We start from the raw sequence: 18,661 nt of genomic DNA on the forward strand, positions 1-18,661 counted from the left end.
GCCGCACATCAGCCCCGCGCCTGGTTGCATGACGGCAAGCCAGTGCAGAACATCGGATTTTCAGGCATGGGAGAGCCCACTTGACCGCCCCCGCCATCGAACTCAAAGGTATCTCCAAGGCCTTTGGCCCGGTCCAGGCAAACAAGGACATTTCCATTCGCGTCGCCCCCGGCACCATTCACGGTATAATCGGTGAAAACGGCGCCGGGAAATCGACGCTGATGTCGATTCTCTATGGGTTTTACAAAGCCGACAAAGGCGAAGTCTGGATCAACGGCACCCGCACCGAGATTCCCGACAGCCAGGCCGCCATCGCCGCAGGCATCGGCATGGTGTTCCAGCATTTCAAACTGGTGGAGAACTTCACCGTTCTGGAGAACATCGTGCTGGGGGCGGAGGACAGCGGCATGCTGATGCCCTCGCTGACCCGTGCCCGCAAGGAGCTGAAGGCGCTGGAGGAGGAATACGAGCTGTTCGTCGATCCCGACAAGCGCATTGACGAAATCGGCGTCGGCGCCCAGCAGCGGGTCGAGATCCTCAAGGCGCTGTACCGCAAGGCGGAGATCCTGATCCTGGACGAGCCGACCGGGGTGCTGACCCCCTCGGAGGCGGACCAGCTGTTCCGCATCCTCGACCGGCTGCGCGCCGAGGGGAAAACCATAATCCTCATCACGCATAAGCTGCGTGAAATCATGGAATATACTGACACCGTGTCGGTGATGCGGCGCGGCGAGATGACCGCTACCGTCAAGACCGCCGAGACCAGCCCCGAGCATCTGGCCGAGCTGATGGTCGGCCGCAAGGTGCTTCTGCGGGTCGACAAGGTGCCCGCGCAACCCGGCGCACCGGTGTTGCAGGTCGAAGGGCTGCGGGTGGTCGACAGCGCGGGCGTCGAGCGTCTGAAGGGCATCGACCTGACCGTGCGCGCAGGCGAGATCGTCGGCATCGCGGGTGTTGCGGGCAACGGACAGTCAGAGCTTCTGGAGGTTCTGGGCGGCATGCGCGAGGGCACCGGCAGCATCAGGCTGCATGGCGAGCCGCTGGCCCTGTCAGGCCATGGCGCCGACGGCGGTGCCCGTCGCGCGGCCCACATCGGCCACGTGCCGGAAGATCGCCAGCGTGAAGGTCTCATCATGGATTTCCATGCTTGGGAAAACGTCGCCTTTGGCTACCACCGGGATCCGGCCTATCAAAACGGGATGTTGATGAACAACGCCGCCCTGCGTGCCGATACCGAGGCCAAGATGGAGAAATTCGACGTCCGCCCCCCCGACCCCTGGCTGGCAGCCAAGAATTTTTCCGGCGGCAATCAGCAGAAAATCGTGGTCGCGCGCGAGATCGAGCGCAACCCCGACCTGTTGCTGGTGGGCCAGCCGACCCGCGGCGTCGACATCGGCGCCATCGAATTCATCCACAAGCAGATCGTCGACCTGCGTGACCAGGGCAAGGCCATCCTCCTCGTCTCAGTCGAGCTGGAAGAGATCCTGTCCTTGTCCGACCGCGTCGCGGTGATGTTTGACGGAATGATCATGGGCGAACGCCCGGCGGATCAGACGGACGAAAAAGAACTCGGCCTGATGATGGCCGGTGTCGCGGGGGAGGCCGCGTAAATGGAAAAGATGCCAAAATGGGCCGATGTGGTCCTGATTCCGCTGATCAGCCTCCTGCTGGCCGCCGTGCTGTCGGCGCTGGTGATCCTGGCCATCGGCGAAGACCCGGTGGCCGCGGTCAACCTGATGGTCGATGGCGCGCTCGGATCCACCTATGGCTGGGGGTATACACTCTATTACGCCACCAACTTCATGTTCACCGGTCTTGCGGTGGCGGTGGCTGCGCATGCAGGCCTATTCAACATCGGCGGCGAAGGCCAGGCGATGCTGGGGGGCCTGGGCGTCGCGCTGGTCTGCCTGTTCATCCCCTGGCCGCATTGGTCGCTGGCGCTGATCTTTGCCGCCTTGGGCGCGGGTCTGTTTGGCGCCGCCTGGGCCGCCATTCCCGCCTATCTGCAGGCCAAGCGTGGCAGCCATATCGTGATTACCACCATCATGTTCAACTTCATCGCGGCCGCGGTGCTGAACTACATGCTGGTCAACGTGCTGCGCCCCAAGGGCTCGCAGGATCCGGCCTCGGCGCGTTTTCCCGAAACCGTCCACCTGCCGTCGCTGCATGAAATGCTGGCCCCCCTGGGGATCGAGTTCTCGAAATCCGGCCCCGCAAATGTCAGCCTGCTGGTCGCCTTGGGCGCCTGCGTGGCGATCTGGCTGCTGATCTGGCGCACCCCGCTGGGCTACGAAATCCGGTCCCTGGGCAAATCCGAACCGGCGGCGCGCTATGCCGGTATTTCCTCGGTTCGGATCGTGATGATCGCCATGCTGATTTCCGGCGCGCTGGCCGGGATGATGGCCATCAACAACGTCATGGGCGAGGCTGAGCGACTGGTTCTGAATTCCACCGAAGGGGCCGGCTTCATCGGCATCGCCGTGGCACTCATGGGGCGCAACCACCCCTTTGGCGTGTTCCTGGCCGCAATCCTCTTCGGTTTTCTCTACCAGGGCGGCGCTGAGCTGGCGCTGTGGACCTCGATCCCGCGTGAGCTGATCGTGGTGATCCAGGCTCTTGTGATCCTGTTTACCGGTGCGCTGGACAACATGGTGCGGATGCCGCTGGAGCGGATCTTCATCGCGGTTCGGAAGGGGCAGAACTGATGGATTTCCTGACCATAATCCAGATCCTGGACTCCACCGTCCGCCTGGCCACGCCGCTGCTGCTGGCGTGCCTGGCGGGTCTGTTCTCCGAACGAGCGGGCATCTTTGACATCGGGCTCGAGGGCAAGATGTTGATGGCGGCCTTTTTCTCGGCCGCCGTGGCGGCGGTCACCGGCAATGTCTGGCTGGGCTTGCTGGCAGGTATCGCCTCCTCGCTGGTTCTGGCCCTGCTGCACGGGGTCGCGTCGATCACCTTCCGCGGCAACCAGCTGATTTCCGGGGTGGCAATCAACTTCCTCGCTTCTGGCCTGACGGTGCTGATCGCCCAGGACTGGTTCAAACAGGGCGGACGCACACCGTCACTGTTCAGCGGCGGCCGCTTTGAGGGCTGGGAATGGCCCTTCGCCATCGGCCCCGCCGATGCAGAGGCCGCAGGCGAGCCGGTCTCGCGCCTGATGGCCGAGGCCAATCCGGTGCACCTGGTCTACTCCGAGCTTCTATCCGGCCACTCGATCCTGGTCTACTTCGCCCTTCTGGCGGTGCCGGCGACCTGGTGGATCCTGTTCCGCACCCGCTTTGGTCTGCGCCTGCGCGCCGTGGGCGAAAACCCGGCAGCGGTGGACACCGCCGGGGTGTCGGTTGTCGGCCTGCGCTACGCGGCGGTGATGATCTGCGGCCTCCTGTGCGGCATCGCCGGCGCCTATCTGGCCACAGCGCTGCAGGCAGGCTTTGTCAAGGAAATGACCGCAGGCCGCGGCTTCATCGCGCTGGCAGCGCTGATTTTTGCCAAGTGGCGGCCCTGGCACGCCATGGGCGCCTGCCTGCTGTTCGGCCTGCTGCAAGCCATCGCGCTGCGCTTCCAGAACATTGAACTGGGCGGGCTCACGATCCCGGTTCAGGCAATGGACGCACTCCCCTATGTGCTGACAGTGGTGATTCTGGCTGGTTTTGTCGGCAAGGCCATTCCGCCCCGCGCCGGTGGTCAACCATATGTCAAGGAACGCTGAGGCCTGACGTGACCCCAAGACATTCTACCGCTGAAACGCCCGGTCCTGCACCGGGCGTTTTCATTGCAACGCGTGCCGCGCTCCGGACCTTGGCGCGAATAGGTCCAGTTTTCCGCGTCAAATCAGTCCTGCACGCTGCACAGCGGCATAGATCATTGATTTTTGAACGAACTCAGGTCTAACAAAGGTTATGCAGATCTACCTTCCCATAGCCGAGGTTTCGGTCAACGCGTTTCTGCTGCTGGGCCTTGGCGGCCTGGTGGGGGTACTGTCGGGCATGTTCGGCGTTGGCGGCGGCTTCCTGATGACGCCGCTGTTGTTTTTCATCGGCATCCCGCCCGCGGTGGCGGTAGCAACCGAGGCAAACCAGATCGTCGCCTCATCCTTTTCCGGTGTGCTGGCGCATTTCCGAAGGCGCACGGTCGACATCAAGATGGGGCTGGTGCTTCAGGCGGGCGGCCTCATCGGCGCGGCGCTGGGGGTGGTTGTGTTCAACTACCTCAAGGCGATGGGGCAAGTCGATCTTCTGGTCAAGCTGTGCTACGTGGTTTTTCTCGGCGTGGTTGGCGGGCTGATGTTTGTTGAAAGCCTCAACGCCATCCGCAAGACGCGCAAGGCAGACGGCGCTGCCCCGGCCGCGCGGCGCCAACGTGGCTGGGTGCATGCGCTGCCGTTCAAGATGCGGTTTCGCACCTCGGGCCTTTATATCTCGGTAATCCCGCCCATTCTGGTCGGCATCTGTGTCGGTATCCTGGCGGCGATCATGGGGGTCGGCGGCGGCTTTATCATGGTGCCCGCGATGATCTACATCCTCGGCATGCCGACCAAGGTCGTTGTTGGAACCTCCCTGTTCCAGATCATTCTGGTCACCGCCTTCACCACCATGCTGCATGCAACCACCAACTATACCGTCGACATCGTCCTGGCGGTTCTTCTGTTGATTGGCGGCGTCATCGGTGCACAGATCGGCACCCGCATCGGCGTCTACCTCAAGGCAGAACAGCTGCGCATCCTACTGGCCCTGATGGTCATCGCGGTCTGCGTCAAACTGGGTCTGGACCTGCTGTTGCAACCGGCGGAACTGTTCTCGCTCGGCGCGGCGGGGGGGCACTGATGTTGCGTCGGCTTCTGCTCTCCGTACTGGCCGCCGCCACATGTCTGTTAACACCGCAGGCAAACGCGCAGGCGGGCAAAGAAGAGGTGGTGCTGGGTCTCAGCCAGGACCGCGTGGCAATCACCGCCACTTTTGACGGGTCGGAAATTCTGGTGTTCGGCGCGGTGAAACGCGAAACCCCGATCCCCGACGACGACCCGCTGCAAGTTGTTGTGACGGTCTCCGGCCCTGCCCCGGCGGTGATGGTGCGTCGCAAGGAAAAGAAGCTGGGCATCTGGGTCAACGCTGACAGGGTCCTGGTCGATTCCGCCCCCGCCTTTTACGCCGTGGCCACCAGCGCGCCGTTCCACCAGGTGCTGACCGACACTGAAGACCTGCGCCACCGTATCTCGATTGAACGTGCAATCCGCTCGGTCGGGGCGGCGATGCATATCCGTGGCGCGCAGGATTTCGCCGATGCGGTAGTGCGCATCCGCGAAACAAACGGCCTGTATTCGCTGCGCGAGAACACCGTGGCGGTGGATGAGCAGACCCTGTTCCGAACCGCCATCCGGATGCCCGCCAACCTGACCGAGGGCACCTACGCCACGCGCATCTTCCTGACCCGCGGCGGCGAGGTGGTTTCAAGCTATGAAACCGCGATCGACGTGCGCAAAGTCGGGCTGGAGAAATTTCTCTATGCCCTGTCGCGCGAACAGCCGTTTCTCTATGGGCTGATGTCGCTGGCGATTGCCATTGCCGCCGGATGGGGCGCATCTGCCGCCTTCAGCCTGCTGCGCAATCGGTGACATCTGGGGCCAGCCCCTCTTGGCCTGACGGCCAATTCACCCCGGAGTATTTCTGACCAGAAAGAGCCAACGGCAGATTACGTAGTCACCTTGCCTCTTTCTGGGTCAAATACTCCCGCCGGAGGCACGCTGCGCACCAGCGCAGCGCAACGCCCAACTGGGGAGGTGCATTTTTGATGTACCGCCCCGGGCGGGAGGCCCCCCTCAACCGCGGCCGATATAGGGCATCTTGGTGGCCATCACCGTCATAAACTGCACGTTGGCCTCCAATGGCAGATCGGCCATGTGCAGCACCGACCGCGCCGCATCCTCCACCGCAAAGCTCTGCATTGGCTCCGCCTCGGGCTCGGCGGCCGCCTGGCGCTGGCTCAGCGTCTCTACCATCGGGGTGCGGGCATTGCCGATGTCAATCTGGCCACAGGCGATGTCATAGGCGCGGCCATCCAGCGACAGGCTTTTGGTCAGGCCGGTGATCGCCGCCTTGGTCGCCGCATAAGGCGCCGACTGCGGCCGTGGCACATGGGCGGCAATGGAGCCGTTGTTGATGATGCGCCCGCCCCGCGGCGTCTGGTGCCGCATCTGGCGAAACGCCGAACGGGCGGCCAGGAACATGCCGTTGAGGTTGACGTTCACCGAGGCAAACCAGTCCTCCAGCGGGATCTCGTCGATGGTGGCAGGGGGCGTGAAGATGCCCGCGTTGTTGAACAGCACGTCCAACCGCCCGGCCGTCATGGCAAAGCTGTTCACCGCGTGATCCACCGCCGCCGGATCGGTCACATCGGCGGGCAGCACATGGGCATGCGTATGGCCTCGCGCCACCTCCTCCAGTTTGTCAGCGCGGCGGGCCAGCAGCCCCACGTGCCACCCCTCCCCCAGAAACAATTGCGCCACAGCGCGACCGATGCCGGAACTGGCGCCGGTGATCAGGATCGTTTTATTCATGCCGGGGTTTCCTCCTGGATTTCCAGCGTCAGGGCCGCCGCCGGGACGGCCTTGAGGTCGTCCACCTGCAAGGGGCCGCTGGGTTTGGCCAGCCGGTTGCGCACCACCCAGATCAGCCGCTCCTGCGCCCGGGTGATGGCGACATAGGCCAGCCGTTTCCACAGCGGTTGGCCCGCCTCGACCCGGCCCATACGGGCGGCGGCATAGATATCAGGGGCAAAGACCTGGGTGGTATCCCACTGCGAGCCCTGCGCCTTGTGGATGGTCACCGCCGCGCCGTGCAGAAAGGTGGCCCCCATGCGGGCGGCATAGGGGATGAAGGGTTCTTCCTCATCGGGTTTCTCGATTTTCACGATCGAGGCGGCGGAAACCTGCGGGTCCTCCGCGCCCATCACATGAAGGCGGGAAAACCCCGGCTTGCGGCCCGCGCCGAGAAAGATCACCTGCGCGCCCTTGATCAGGCCGCGCGCCTCCAGGTCGAGACGTTTCTTGCGATGTTTCATCGGCAGTTCCAGCCCGTCGCAGATCAGCGGCTCGCCTTCGATCAGCGCATCCTCTGGCGCGCCATGCACGGCACGGAAGGCGTTGATCAGCCGGATGCGGGTGTTGTTGCGCCACACCAGCACCGGCGAGCGCGCCATCAGGTCGACCTCCACCCGCTGTCCCCAGACCACACGCTCGTCGCGCCTTGCGGTGTCCTCGATCATCCGCTCGAAGTCCTCGAACCCCAGCTGCGGATCGGCCAGCGCATGGGCAAGGTCCAAGATCGGGTTACCCGCCTCCTGCCGGTGGATGCGGTTCAGAACCAGCTGGCGCGGCTCCGGCAGGGTTTCAAACACCATCGAGCCCGACTGGTTCACCGGCGCCAGCTGCGCCGGATCGCCAAACAGGATGAGGTTCGGAAAGATCTCCTTCAGATCCGCGAACTGGCGGTCGTCCAGCATCGAGGCCTCATCGACAAAGCCGATGTCCAGCGGCTCCTCGCGCCGTTTCCAGCCGGTGATGAAGTCCGAGCCGCGCAAACCCGCCGCGGCCAGCGCGCCGGGGATCGACTTGTTCTTCTCATAAAAGGCGGCGGCGCGGGCCAGTGCCTCCTCGGTGAGGCCCTCAATATCGGGCTTGTCGCCCTGCCCGGCCAGCCATTCGGCGATACGCTCATACTCCGGGTCGTAGACGGGGGTATATAGAATGCGATGGATGGTGGTTGCGGGCACGCCGCGCAGGCGCAGCACGCTGGCCGCCTTGTTGGTGGGTGCCAGAATCGCCAGGGTCCGGCGGTCGTCGCTTTTCTTGCGGCTTTCATAATCGCCTGACACCACCTCGACGCCCGCTTGCTCCAGTGCCTTGTACAGCTCCGCCAGCAGCAGCGTCTTGCCCGAGCCCGCCTTGCCGATCACCGCCATCACCCCGGCATCGCCACGCGGCGGCTGCAAAAGCCCGTCATCAAGATCAATCCCCGCCTGGCGCAGGAGCTCGGTCACGCTGTCATAAGCGGTGGCCTGGTCATCGGAAAACTGTACGGGCAAGGCTGTCATGACGCGACATTACAGACGCGGGGCCGGGTCCGCCAGAGGCTCCCGGCCCCGCGATGTGCATTGCTGCGTCTGCCCGGTGCGGCCTCAGCCCGTCAGCGCCAACGCGGCGGGCACCGTCGCACCGCCAAAGGACCGGTCGAACCACAGCTGCGACAGTTCAGGCGAGATCCCGGCCTTGGCGGACACCGCCAGATAGACCTCCGAGCTGTATTCCCACAGGCCCAGGCAGATCCGCTCGCGGCCCTCGCCGCTGCTGCCAATCACCTCAGGGCTGAAGCCGAGGCTGCGGTAGATCCGCACCATCCGCCGGTCAAAGACGCCGGCAAAATGGCGGACCTTGAAATGGCGCATGATCTCGACCCCGCCCAGCGTCAACGCCCCGGCGACATTGCGCCCGGCGCTGCGCGACAGGCAGAACCGGGTGCACTCCCAGATCAGCGGACTGCACACCGGCACCCCGCCCGCAAGATCCAGAAACACGTCGTTGACCATCACCGGACCGGTGGTGGGCAGAAACCGCATCGAGCCGCCATGACTGCCGTCGGGCATCTCCCAGATCACATAGAGCGGATCCAGCGCATCATACTGGTCGCGCTCCTCGCCGCTGTCATCGACCTGAACCTCCCAGCCCAGCCGGGTCTGGAACTGGTCCGCCCGGTCGCGAAACATCGCGTGCGCCAGCGCGGCGTGGTTGTGCAGGTCGTGGCCATAGATATAACGAAGCATAATTTGGTCCCCTTTCTGGTGAACAGTGGGGACAGGGTACGCGATTTTCTGCAATTCCAGAGTGTATCAAGCAGAGCCTGTACACTTATCGATTAAACAACAATCAAACCCAGTGACAAAGCGCGCGCAATCGCATGGGTTGTATTGATCGCGCTGAGCTTGAACCGGGCGCTCTCGATATAGACGCGCAGCGTGTGTTCCGAGATCGACAGTGTTTGCGCCACCTGCGCCCGACTGTAGCCGATTGCCAGCAACGTCAGCGCATCGATCTCGCGCGGGGACAGGGGCTGGGTCTGATCGGCAGCGCGATTGGGTTCGAACTCCAGTGCCTTGCGGTTGAAGTAATGCCCCATCAGGATCAGGTCGCGGCCGTATTTCTCCGTCAGCTTTTCCCAAGCGGCATCGTCGCAATTGTGGCTGACGGTGAACACCGCAAACTGGCCATTGGGGCCTCGGATCGGAATCGAATACCCTTGGTTGCCAACCCCATGCGCCAGCGCGTCCTTCAGGAACTCCCGTGCTGGTTTCGGCGACCAGTCCAGCCGTTTCCAATCCACCGGATGAAAGCGCTGGTAGCAGCCCACCACCACCGGATCGACCCGCACATAGGCCTTCTCCTGATAGCGTTCGGTCCAGGTCTGCGGATAGGTGCCGAAATAATAATGGTCACCGGCACTGTCGACCCAATGGTACATCGCGTGATCGACGCCAAACACCTCACAGACCTGATCGATGATCTGCTGAAGTCCGTCCAGCGTCTTGGTGGCGTCGAGCGCCTCCAGAATACGATCCAGTTCTGCCTTGCTTGCCATGGTCTGCTGCTGTTGCCCCTGTGGTCCTGCCTGGTCCGGCGCCAGCTCCCTGGGCCACCGGATTGCCCGTGTTGTGCCGCGCGCCGAACGGGGGCGTCAATGGGAACCTCTTGGTTTGATTCGTTTCCCACCGTCCGTTGCGCAGAACTGCACGGAACGGGCGCAAAGCGAACAAACGTCACCTTACGGCGCGCACCTCGCTCGCGACCGAGACGAGAAGCATAGCCTAAACCTCTGAAACTGCTGGGCGAAGCGCACGCAAAAGGCCCGCGAACCACTGCCGTGATTCGCGGGCCACAGGCGGCCTTTGGGGGCCGCCAATCAGCTGTGCCCCCAGCGCCCGGCGATGGACAACAGGATCAGCGGTTGTTTTCCAGCACGTCCTGAAGCGTCCGCATCCCGGTCTTTGGTGCCTGCACCAGCACCGACATATTGCCGGGCAGGTGCTCATTGCGCAGCATCTTCATATGCGCTTCGGGCAGATCGGCCCAGGCAAAGACCTCCGACATGCAGGGATCCAGACGGCGCTCGACCATCAGCTTGTTCGCGGCGGCGGCCTGCTTCAGATGCGCGAAATGCGACCCCTGCAAACGCTTCTGGTGCATCCACATGTAGCGCACGTCAAAGGTCAAGTTGTAGCCCGTGGTGCCCGCGCAGATCACCACCATGCCGCCCTTCTTCACCACGAAAGTAGAGACCGGGAAGGTCGCCTCGCCGGGGTGTTCGAACACCATGTCGACATTCACGCCCTTGCCGGTGATGTCCCAAATCGCCTTGCCGAACTTGCGGGCTTCCTTGAACCACGTGTTGTACTCCGGGGTGTTGACTGTGGGCAGCTGGCCCCAGCAGTTAAAGTCCTTGCGGTTCAGCACGCCCTTGGCGCCCAGCCCCATGACAAAGTCACGCTTGCTCTCGTCCGAGATCACGCCGATGGCGTTGGCGCCGGCGGTGTTGATCAGCTGGATTGCATAGGAGCCAAGGCCGCCCGAAGCGCCCCAGACCAGCACGTTCTGCCCCGGTTTCAGGTCGTGCGGCTCATGGCCGAACAGCATCCGGTAGGCGGTGGCCAGCGTCAGCGTGTAGCAGGCAGACTCTTCCCAGGTCAGATGCTTCGGCCGCGGCATCAGCTGCTGCGCCTGCACGTTGGTGAACTGGGCGAACGAGCCGTCCGGCGTCTCATAGCCCCAGATCCGCTGGCTCGGCGAGTACATCGGATCGCCGCCGTTGCATTCCTCGTCGTCGCCGTCGTCTTGGTTGCAGTGGATCACCACCTCGTCGCCGACTTTCCAGCGGGTGACCTTGGAGCCCACGGCCCAGACAATGCCCGAGGCATCGGAACCGGCAATATGATAAGGTGCCTTGTGGCCGTCAAAGGGCGAGATCGGCGTGCCTAGCGAGGCCCAGACACCGTTGTAGTTGACGCCCGCCGCCATCACCAGAACCAGCACCTCGTTGCTGTCCAGTTCAGGCACGTCGACCACTTCCTGAACCATTGCCGTATCCGGCTCGCCATGGCGTTCGCGGCGGATCGCCCAAGCGTACATCCTCTTGGGGACATAGCCCATGGGCGGGATTTCCCCCAGCTCGTACAGATCTTTCTCCGGCGCCTCGTAAGACATGACGTCAGTCTGGGTATCCAATGCCATGACGGCCTCCTTTGCATCTAGGTTTTGCCGCAGTGCAGAATCGCGGCGCTTACCTAGTGGATAAAATTCGCCAAGCAACATTGCAACAACTTTTGCCGCATCTGTGAAATTTTATAACCCAGCAGATGCAGCATCGCCCTTGGCAGGTGCAGCATAACCCGCTTCCAGGTCGTGCGAGGGCGGCAGCAGGTGGCCGATGGAATTGGCATAGAAGCTCAGCAGGGCGCGGCGGTCGGGATGCGGCAGAACCTGATCGTCCGCGCACTGTATCAAACCGCGGCGGCGCAGCTGCTCCAGCCCCTCCTCTGCCACCTGACCCACCCCCTGCGCGGGCAGATGCAGATCCGCCAGCGGCAGCGCCGTCATCATCTCCTGCAACCGCGCTGCGAGTTCGGCGCGGGTCTGGCTGCCATGGCGGCACAGCGCCGCCGCCACCAGCGGCACCGGCAACACTGGAACGATGGCGCTGATCCGCGTCATCAGCTCCTGTGCCAGCGGCTCGGTCAGCGCCCCCTCTCGCGCCTCGGCGAACTGCCGCAGGCTCAGCGGCGCGCCCACGGTCACCGCTGCACGGCCCGCCCGCCGGTAGCGCCCGGTCAGCCGACGCCACAGCTGCCGCAGCAGCCGCAGTGCCACCACGCCGATTCGGGCCCGGAAACGGCGCGGCCCATCGCGGGCGGCATCCGAAAGGATCCGGTCCTCCAGCACCCGGTCATAGTTCAGGGCCACTGGCACAAAGACCACGTCACGACCCTGCGGATCACGACCCTCGACGATGTATTTCAGCAGCCCCAGTTTTGGCGCGGCCAGCGCTCCATCGAGGCTCAACCCGCCTTCGGGAAACATCGCCTGGGTGGAACCGCCGCGGGTGGCCATCCGCACGTAGGCGGCCAGCACCTTGCGATACAGATCATTGCGCGAGCGGCGGCGGATGAAATAGGCTCCCATAGCCCGGATCAGCCGCGACAAGGGCCAGACCCGCGCCCATTCGCCGACCGCATAAGACAGCGCGGAGCGCCGCGCCGCCAGATAGGTCACCAGCACATAGTCCATGTTGGACCGGTGATTCATCACAAAGATCACGGTGGCCTCGGGGTCGATGTCCGTCAACGCACCGGGCTGCTGCTGCGCAAGCCGCACCGTATAGATGGCGTTGGACAGGAACCGCGCCGCGCGGGCGGCAAGGCCAAAATAGGCAAAGGCGGAGAAGCCGGGCACGATCTCGCGCGCGTACCGGCGCACCTGTTCAAGGGCCACGTTCTCGGGGATGCCCTCGGCAGCGGCGTAATCGACCGCAGCCTGAGCCACCTGCGGATCGTGAATCAGCCGCTGAATCATGTCGTACCTGCGGATCAGTTTGAACGGCTCGATCGGCCGCTCCAAGCGCCGGTTGAGCCGCGCCACTGCCCGCTCCAGCCGCCGCCGCACGAACCAGCGCACCGACGGAAACAGGAAATGCGAAGCAAAGGTTACCGCCGCAAATCCGACGATCAGCACGAATAGCCACAGCGGAAGTTCCACGGTTTGCGTCATGGTTGAACAGTTGCCGAAGGCCGCAGCCATTACAAGCACCAAGCCGCCGGGCCCCTATTCATGCCACGCCGCCCACGATTGCCGCAACGCAGCGAATTGACATGGGTCTAAAATTGCAGTCTACATCATCACTACGAAATAAAATTACCCAACCACCGACTCGCGAGGCTCGACATGCCGCAGATGCAAAAAGACCGCCCCTGGCTGATCCGCACCTATGCCGGCCATTCCACGGCAACAGCCTCCAACGCGCTTTACCGCGCCAACCTGGCCAAGGGGCAGACCGGCCTGTCCGTCGCCTTCGACCTTCCGACCCAGACCGGCTATGACAGCGATCATGTGCTGGCCCGCGGCGAAGTGGGCAAGGTCGGCGTGCCGGTCTGCCATCTTGGCGACATGCGCAGCCTGTTCGATCAGATCCCGCTGGAACAGATGAACACCTCGATGACCATCAACGCCACTGCGCCGTGGTTGCTGGCGCTGTACATCGCCGTGGCAGAGGAACAGGGCGCAGATGTTTCGAACCTGCAAGGAACGGTGCAAAACGATCTGATCAAGGAATACCTGAGCCGCGGCACCTATGTCTGCCCACCCAAGCCCAGCCTGCGGATGATCGCGGATGTGGCGGAATACTGTTACACCAATGTGCCGAAATGGAACCCGATGAACGTGTGTTCCTACCACTTGCAAGAGGCCGGTGCGACGCCGGAGCAGGAGCTGGCCTTTGCGCTCGCCACTGCGCAGGCAGTGCTGGATGAGCTGGAGCCACGCATCGCACCCGAGGATTTTCCCGCGATGGTCGGGCGCATATCCTTCTTTGTGAACGCGGGCATCCGGTTTGTGACTGAGATGTGCAAGATGCGCGCCTTTGTCGACTTGTGGGACGAAATCTGCCGCGAGCGGTATGGCGTAGAGGACCCCAAGTTCCGCCGCTTCCGCTACGGGGTGCAGGTGAACTCGCTTGGCCTGACCGAACAGCAGCCGGAAAACAATGTCTACCGCATCCTGATCGAGATGCTGGCGGTGACCCTGTCGAAAAAGGCCCGCGCCCGCGCCGTGCAGCTGCCCGCCTGGAACGAAGCACTTGGCCTGCCCCGCCCCTGGGACCAGCAATGGTCGATGCGGATGCAGCAGATCCTGGCCTACGAAACCGACCTGTTGGAATACGGTGATCTGTTCGATGGCAACCCGGTGGTTGATGCCAAGGTCGAAGCGCTGAAGGAAGGCGCGCGCGCGGAGCTGGCCAATCTGGACTCGATGGGCGGCGCCGTCGCCTCGATCGAATACATGAAGGGGCGCTTGGTCGACTCCAACGCCGAACGGCTGAACCGGATCGAGCGCAACGAAACCGTGGTGGTCGGTGTCAACAAATGGACCGAGGGTGAGCCCTCGCCACTGCAAACCCAGGACGGCGGCATCATGGTGGTCGACCCGGCGGTGGAGCAGGAGCAAATCGAACGCCTGACCGACTGGCGCCGCAACCGTGACGATGACGCGGTGCAAGGCGCGCTGGCAGCCCTGCGCGCCGCCGCACAAAATGGCGACAACATCATGCCGCCCTCGATTGCCGCCGCCAAGGCCGGTGTCACCACCGGCGAATGGGCCGAGGAAATGCGCCGGGTTCATGGTACCTACCGCGGTCCCACTGGCGTTTCGGCATCCGTGTCGAACAAAACCGAAGGGCTGGACGAGTTGCGAGCCGCGGTCGACAGCGTCAGCGACGCTCTTGGCCGCCGGATCAAATTCGTAGTCGGCAAGCCGGGACTGGATGGCCATTCCAACGGTGCCGAGCAGATCGCCTTCCGCGCCCGCGACTGCGGCATGGACATCACCTATGACGGCATCCGCATGACCCCGGCCGAGCTGGTAGCGGCAGCCCAGCAGGATGACGCACATGTTGTTGGTCTGTCGATCCTGTCCGGCAGCCACCTCCCGCTGGTCGAGGATCTGATGCAGCGCATGCACGACACAGGGCTGGGCCACGTGCCGGTGATTGTCGGAGGCATCATTCCCGATGAAGACGCGCAGAAGCTCAAATCCATGGGCGTCGCCCGCGTCTATACGCCCAAGGATTTTGAGCTCAATTCAATTATGAGCGACATTGTCGACCTCGCGAAGCCACCGGAAATTGTAGCGTCTTGATTTTTTCTGTGCAAATACCCGCGAGGAGCAAAGAAAAAGGTAAAACCCGTTCGTTATTCGGTCCATAAAGAATGGCACCCCGGATCTTTCCGGCATGCCAATTAACGTGGAGTATATAATGACCCTCGACCTTTCGAAAATGACAAGAAAAGAACTGCTCCAACTGCAAGGCGACGTCGAAGAAGCCCTGCGCACCGCTGAATTGCGAGAACGGCAGGAAGCCTTGAAAGCAGCAGAAGAAGCCGCCGCGAAATACGGGTTTTCACTGGATGAAATTGCCAATGCGCCGCGCTCGGGCTCCAAAAAGACAAAAGCTGCCCCGAAATACCGCAATCCCAACAATCCCGAAGAGACCTGGACGGGCCGTGGCCGCAAACCGCATTGGGTCCATGACGCGCTGACCGCAGGAATGGATATTTCCGACTTGGAAATCTGAACCGGAGGACACGGACATGACAGTTCACATCGGCGCCGCCAAGGGTGAGATCGCGGAAACCGTGCTGATGCCCGGCGATCCCTATCGCGCGAAATGGGCGGCCGAAACATTCCTGACCGACGCCACGCTGGTCAATGAAGTGCGCGGCATGCTGGGCTACACTGGCACCTGGAACGGCCATCGGGTGACCATTCAGGGCAGTGGCATGGGCATGCCCTCGCTGTCGATCTACGCCAATGAGCTGATCCGCGACTATGGCGCCAAAACGCTGATCCGCATCGGCTCCTGCGGTGGTATGCAGGAACGGGTGAAGCTGCGCGACGTGATCCTTGCGATGACCGCGACCAGCGTGAACAGCCCCTCCAGCAGCATCTTCCGCGAGGTGAACTTCGCCCCCTGCGCCGATTGGGGTCTGCTTCACGCCGCAGCAAAGGCCGCAGGCAGCCGCGATGTGGCGACCCATGTGGGCGGCATCTATTCCTCGGATGTCTTTTATGACGAGCGCCCGGACCTCAACGAGCAAATGGTGCGCCACGGCATTCTCGGCGTGGAGATGGAAGCAGCAGAACTTTATACGCTGGCAGCGCGCTATGACTGCCGCGCGCTGGCGGTGCTGACCGTGTCCGACCACCTGCAAACCGGCGAGGCCCTGCCCTCGGACCAGCGCGAACGCAGTTTTGGCGACATGGTCGAAATCGCGCTTGAGGCCGCGTTCGCCTGACTCCGCAAAACCTGCGCCGTTACAGTATTCAATAGGGCAGAGGCCTCGCCTCTGCCCTGTTTCCATTTTGGCAGTTTTTAGGAAACGCGGACCATTCGGAACAATCTGGCGCCGCCGCGAAAGGTCCTCGCATTTCGGCAGCTGTTCTCAATCCCGCCCATGGCTGCGGTCATAGCCATTTAATGGCGGAGATTGCCAGTTTTCCAGCGCGCCTGCGGCCGGGGCAAACACCTCGACCAGCATTGGGTAACAGGCAGCGGTATCACTGGAATGCTCTGCCGAGCAATCGCCACCGGGACAGGCGCTAAGCGCGCCGAGGAGATCAATCTCAGCAAAAAACTCCAAGTAATCACCCGGGCGCACCGGGCTGGCCTTCATGAAATATTGACCCGTGTCGCGGGTAAATCCGGTGCACATGAAGACATTCAGCACATCATGCACATGCGGTTCTGCCTCATCCAGCGGCAAGCCCAGATGATCCGCCAGCGCGCGGGTCAGGTTGGAATGGCAGCAGTGGTGGTACTGGCTGCCCGCTAGCAGGTTGCCGGTATAGGGGTCGCAGCGGGTGCCGATCACGTCATGCACCGCCCCGCCAAATGCGTCGATACCGTACCAGCCCAACGTGTCCGTGGTGACGGTGGCCATCGGTCGCATCTGCGGAAAACTGCTCCACAACCGCGCGCCGGTGCTGACGTGGCTTCCATGCAGCGCGCGGGTCTTGCCGGAATAGAACCGCTCACTCAGGTTGTCCCGGTTCCACAGGTTCAGATCCCCCACCTGCGGCCCTTCGACAGAGGTGATACGGAAAAAATGTCCGGCGGGCACTTCGAAACAGGCCGCGTCTCGGGGGCGCACCACCACTTGAGCAGTTTTCACCGCCCCCTGCCGCGCGTCTTGGTACAGGCGCAGATCAGGTGCTGGCAGGGTCTCATTCGGATAGCAGATCACCGGCTTGACGGCGCGGCGTTGCTCGGCATCCTCCGGGGCGACTGCGGGGCCTGTGACGGTGGTGGTCTGTGACATTGGGGCAAACCTCTTTATCGTTTGCCCCATCAAGACCGCATGTTCCCCTCGGTGCAAGCCCAGCCGCGGGTGCTCGCGCGGCAGCTTGCGCACCGATCGTCAGATCACCACGACATCCAGCGGCGGAAAACCGTTGAACCCAACAGACGCGTAGGTGGAGGTATAGGCACCACAGCTGTGGATCACCACCCGGTCACCCGCCTTCAGCCCGAGCGGCAGCTGATAGGGGATGCGCTCATACAGCACATCGGCACTGTCGCAGGACGGGCCGGCCAGGATGCAGGGACCGGTGGGTTCATGATCACGGTCGGTGGTGATGCGATAGCGGATCGCCTCGCCCATTGTTTCCGCCAGGCCAGAGAACATACCGATGTCAAGATACGCCCAGCGGTGCAGATCATCCGCGTCCTTGCGCGACACCAGCAGCACTTCGGCAGCAATGGCACCGGCTTCAGCCACCAGTCCACGCCCCGGCTCTGCCATGATCTGTGGCACCTCGCCGAAACGCTCGGCCACCAGCGCCATCACCGCGCGGGCATATTCCTCGGTCGGCAGCATCTCTGCACCGTAAGAGGCCGGGAAGCCGCCGCCGATGTTCAGCAGGTGCAGGTCGTGCCCCGCGGCGCGCGCCTGATGCCAGACCTGAGCCACCTGATCCAGCGTGCCCGCCCACATCGCCGGCGCACGGGTCTGCGAGCCGACATGGAAAGACAGCCCCGCCACCACCAGCCCGCAACCGCGCGCCTGATCCATCAGCTTCAGCGCCATATCCGCCGAGCAGCCGAACTTACGGCTCAGCGGCCAATCCGCCTCCGGGTTGTCCACCAACAGCCGCAGATACACGCGGGCTCCGGGCGCGTGGTCCCGCAGCTTCTCCAGCTCCTCCGCCGAGTCGGCGGCGAAGTGGGTGATGCCCAGGCCATGGGCATAGGCGATATCGCTGGGGCGCTTGATGGTATTGCCAAAGCTGATCTGCGCTGGTCGCGCCCCGGCGGCCAGGCACATCTCGATTTCGGCCCGGCTGGCGGCGTCGAAATTTGCGCCTTCAGCCACCAGCCGCCGCAGCAGGCCGGGTGCGGGGTTGGCTTTCACCGCATAATGGATGCGTGCGCGGCCCAAACCGCGGGCCAGCGCGTGGTACTTGGCGGCAACCGCCTCGGCGTCTACCACCAGTGTCGGGCGGTCAAAGCGGGTGCGGGCAATGTGGCTCAGGGTGCGGGATACGGATTCACAAGTGCGGGCAGACAGCCCGGCTACGTTTGCGTTCATGGTCATCTCCAATAGACCCGGCCGAATACGGCCGCTCAGTGCTGTCAGAGACGTTACCGTCGCTACGTAACCTTAGGGGCGTGACCCCTTTCGCCAGAGGCGCGTGCGTTGGCGTCTTGGCGGCCCATATCGGGCAAGCGGATGAGTCGTTCAAGTACTTTTTGCATCAAGCCTTGCGGTTTTCCGCATCCGACAGGCTCCCGCCTGCGCCACGGTCCTTTGGCAAGGACCGCTTGCAGTTGGGCCCGGCACCGCGCCAAGG

General features: G+C 63.2%; 16 protein-coding genes. 8 read left to right on the forward strand and 8 right to left on the reverse strand.

The features are described 5' to 3' along the window. The first annotated feature begins 80 nt into the window (after positions 1 to 80). From AC0IPL_RS20130 to AC0IPL_RS20150, 5 genes are all read left to right on the forward strand, one after another. The gene (locus AC0IPL_RS20130) at positions 81 to 1,610 is read left to right on the forward strand and encodes an ABC transporter ATP-binding protein (protein ID WP_474276908.1); all 1,530 of its coding nucleotides are present in this window, start codon (positions 81 to 83) and stop codon (positions 1,608 to 1,610) included. Beyond that, positions 1,611 to 2,705: an ABC transporter permease gene (locus AC0IPL_RS20135; protein WP_474276909.1), complete on the forward strand. Its 1,095-nt coding sequence runs from the start codon at positions 1,611 to 1,613 to the stop codon at positions 2,703 to 2,705. Continuing rightward, positions 2,705 to 3,712: an ABC transporter permease gene (locus AC0IPL_RS20140; protein ID WP_474276910.1), complete on the forward strand. Its 1,008-nt coding sequence runs from the start codon at positions 2,705 to 2,707 to the stop codon at positions 3,710 to 3,712. The genes AC0IPL_RS20135 and AC0IPL_RS20140 overlap by 1 nt, the downstream gene beginning before the upstream one ends. 190 nt (positions 3,713 to 3,902) lie before the next feature. Further along, positions 3,903 to 4,826, forward strand: coding sequence for a sulfite exporter TauE/SafE family protein (locus AC0IPL_RS20145; protein ID WP_474276911.1), 924 nt, complete (start codon positions 3,903 to 3,905; stop codon positions 4,824 to 4,826). 2 nt (positions 4,827 to 4,828) lie between these two features. After that, positions 4,829 to 5,614 (forward strand): TIGR02186 family protein, encoded by a 786-nt coding sequence (locus AC0IPL_RS20150; RefSeq protein WP_474276924.1) that lies wholly within the window; start codon positions 4,829 to 4,831, stop codon positions 5,612 to 5,614. Positions 5,615 to 5,818: 204 nt separating this feature from the next. Here the strand turns inward: AC0IPL_RS20150 and AC0IPL_RS20155 are convergent, their stop codons facing one another. The 6 genes from AC0IPL_RS20155 to AC0IPL_RS20180 all read right to left on the reverse strand — a co-directional run bounded on the left by AC0IPL_RS20155 (position 5,819) and on the right by AC0IPL_RS20180 (position 12,808). Further along, positions 5,819 to 6,556: an SDR family oxidoreductase gene (locus AC0IPL_RS20155; protein ID WP_474276912.1), complete on the reverse strand. Its 738-nt coding sequence runs from the start codon at positions 6,554 to 6,556 to the stop codon at positions 5,819 to 5,821. Beyond that, entirely contained in the window at positions 6,553 to 8,091 is a 1,539-nt protein-coding gene (locus AC0IPL_RS20160) for an ATP-dependent DNA helicase (RefSeq protein ID WP_474276913.1), read from the reverse strand. Before AC0IPL_RS20160 ends, AC0IPL_RS20155 begins: the two co-directional genes overlap by 4 nt. 84 nt (positions 8,092 to 8,175) lie before the next feature. Then, positions 8,176 to 8,817, reverse strand: a complete 642-nt coding sequence (locus AC0IPL_RS20165; protein WP_474276914.1) for an acyl-homoserine-lactone synthase — start codon at positions 8,815 to 8,817, stop codon at positions 8,176 to 8,178. Between the two features lie 92 nt (positions 8,818 to 8,909). Continuing rightward, positions 8,910 to 9,629, reverse strand: a complete 720-nt coding sequence (locus AC0IPL_RS20170) for a helix-turn-helix transcriptional regulator (protein WP_474276915.1) — start codon at positions 9,627 to 9,629, stop codon at positions 8,910 to 8,912. 359 nt (positions 9,630 to 9,988) lie between these two features. Then, positions 9,989 to 11,275 carry a crotonyl-CoA carboxylase/reductase gene (gene ccrA / locus AC0IPL_RS20175; RefSeq protein WP_474276916.1) on the reverse strand — a complete coding sequence of 429 codons (1,287 nt, stop codon included), beginning with the start codon at positions 11,273 to 11,275 and terminating at the stop codon, positions 9,989 to 9,991. Between the two features lie 111 nt (positions 11,276 to 11,386). Further along, entirely contained in the window at positions 11,387 to 12,808 is a 1,422-nt protein-coding gene (locus tag AC0IPL_RS20180) for a 1-acyl-sn-glycerol-3-phosphate acyltransferase (RefSeq protein WP_474276917.1), read from the reverse strand. 174 nt (positions 12,809 to 12,982) lie between these two features. On the opposite strand from AC0IPL_RS20180, the gene AC0IPL_RS20185 reads away from it, so the two are divergent. The 3 genes from AC0IPL_RS20185 to deoD all read left to right on the forward strand — a co-directional run bounded on the left by AC0IPL_RS20185 (position 12,983) and on the right by deoD (position 16,107). Further along, entirely contained in the window at positions 12,983 to 14,950 is a 1,968-nt protein-coding gene (locus tag AC0IPL_RS20185; RefSeq protein ID WP_474276918.1) for a methylmalonyl-CoA mutase family protein, read from the forward strand. Between the two features lie 118 nt (positions 14,951 to 15,068). After that, positions 15,069 to 15,386, forward strand: coding sequence for an H-NS histone family protein (locus tag AC0IPL_RS20190; RefSeq protein WP_474276919.1), 318 nt, complete (start codon positions 15,069 to 15,071; stop codon positions 15,384 to 15,386). A 16-nt stretch (positions 15,387 to 15,402) separates the two neighbouring features. Further along, complete coding sequence (deoD, locus tag AC0IPL_RS20195; RefSeq protein WP_474276920.1) at positions 15,403 to 16,107, forward strand: purine-nucleoside phosphorylase; 705 nt, start codon at positions 15,403 to 15,405, stop codon at positions 16,105 to 16,107. Positions 16,108 to 16,254: 147 nt separating this feature from the next. On the opposite strand, the gene AC0IPL_RS20200 is transcribed toward deoD, so the two are convergent. Next, entirely contained in the window at positions 16,255 to 17,130 is an 876-nt protein-coding gene (locus AC0IPL_RS20200; protein ID WP_474276921.1) for an urea carboxylase-associated family protein, read from the reverse strand. 99 nt (positions 17,131 to 17,229) lie between these two features. After that, positions 17,230 to 18,405, reverse strand: coding sequence for a type III PLP-dependent enzyme (locus AC0IPL_RS20205; protein WP_474276922.1), 1,176 nt, complete (start codon positions 18,403 to 18,405; stop codon positions 17,230 to 17,232). Between the last annotated feature and the right edge of the window lie 256 nt (positions 18,406 to 18,661).

This window comes from Leisingera sp. SA32 (genome assembly GCF_056033425.1).

Excerpts from the sequence above, each read along its gene's own strand:
- AC0IPL_RS20145 (WP_474276911.1), top strand. The coding sequence starts at position 3,903 with ATGCAGATCTACCTTCCCATAGCCGAGGTTTCGGTCAACGCGTTTCTG.
- AC0IPL_RS20155 (WP_474276912.1), bottom strand. The coding sequence starts at position 6,556 with ATGAATAAAACGATCCTGATCACCGGCGCCAGTTCCGGCATCGGTCGC.
- AC0IPL_RS20170 (WP_474276915.1), bottom strand. The coding sequence starts at position 9,629 with ATGGCAAGCAAGGCAGAACTGGATCGTATTCTGGAGGCGCTCGACGCC.
- AC0IPL_RS20165 (WP_474276914.1), bottom strand. The coding sequence starts at position 8,817 with ATGCTTCGTTATATCTATGGCCACGACCTGCACAACCACGCCGCGCTG.
- deoD (WP_474276920.1), top strand. The coding sequence starts at position 15,403 with ATGACAGTTCACATCGGCGCCGCCAAGGGTGAGATCGCGGAAACCGTG.
- AC0IPL_RS20140 (WP_474276910.1), top strand. The coding sequence starts at position 2,705 with ATGGATTTCCTGACCATAATCCAGATCCTGGACTCCACCGTCCGCCTG.
- AC0IPL_RS20160 (WP_474276913.1), bottom strand. The coding sequence starts at position 8,091 with ATGACAGCCTTGCCCGTACAGTTTTCCGATGACCAGGCCACCGCTTAT.
- AC0IPL_RS20135 (WP_474276909.1), top strand. The coding sequence starts at position 1,611 with ATGGAAAAGATGCCAAAATGGGCCGATGTGGTCCTGATTCCGCTGATC.
- ccrA (WP_474276916.1), bottom strand. The coding sequence starts at position 11,275 with ATGGCATTGGATACCCAGACTGACGTCATGTCTTACGAGGCGCCGGAG.
- AC0IPL_RS20200 (WP_474276921.1), bottom strand. The coding sequence starts at position 17,130 with ATGTCACAGACCACCACCGTCACAGGCCCCGCAGTCGCCCCGGAGGAT.
- AC0IPL_RS20205 (WP_474276922.1), bottom strand. The coding sequence starts at position 18,405 with ATGACCATGAACGCAAACGTAGCCGGGCTGTCTGCCCGCACTTGTGAA.
- AC0IPL_RS20185 (WP_474276918.1), top strand. The coding sequence starts at position 12,983 with ATGCCGCAGATGCAAAAAGACCGCCCCTGGCTGATCCGCACCTATGCC.
- AC0IPL_RS20180 (WP_474276917.1), bottom strand. The coding sequence starts at position 12,808 with ATGACGCAAACCGTGGAACTTCCGCTGTGGCTATTCGTGCTGATCGTC.
- AC0IPL_RS20190 (WP_474276919.1), top strand. The coding sequence starts at position 15,069 with ATGACCCTCGACCTTTCGAAAATGACAAGAAAAGAACTGCTCCAACTG.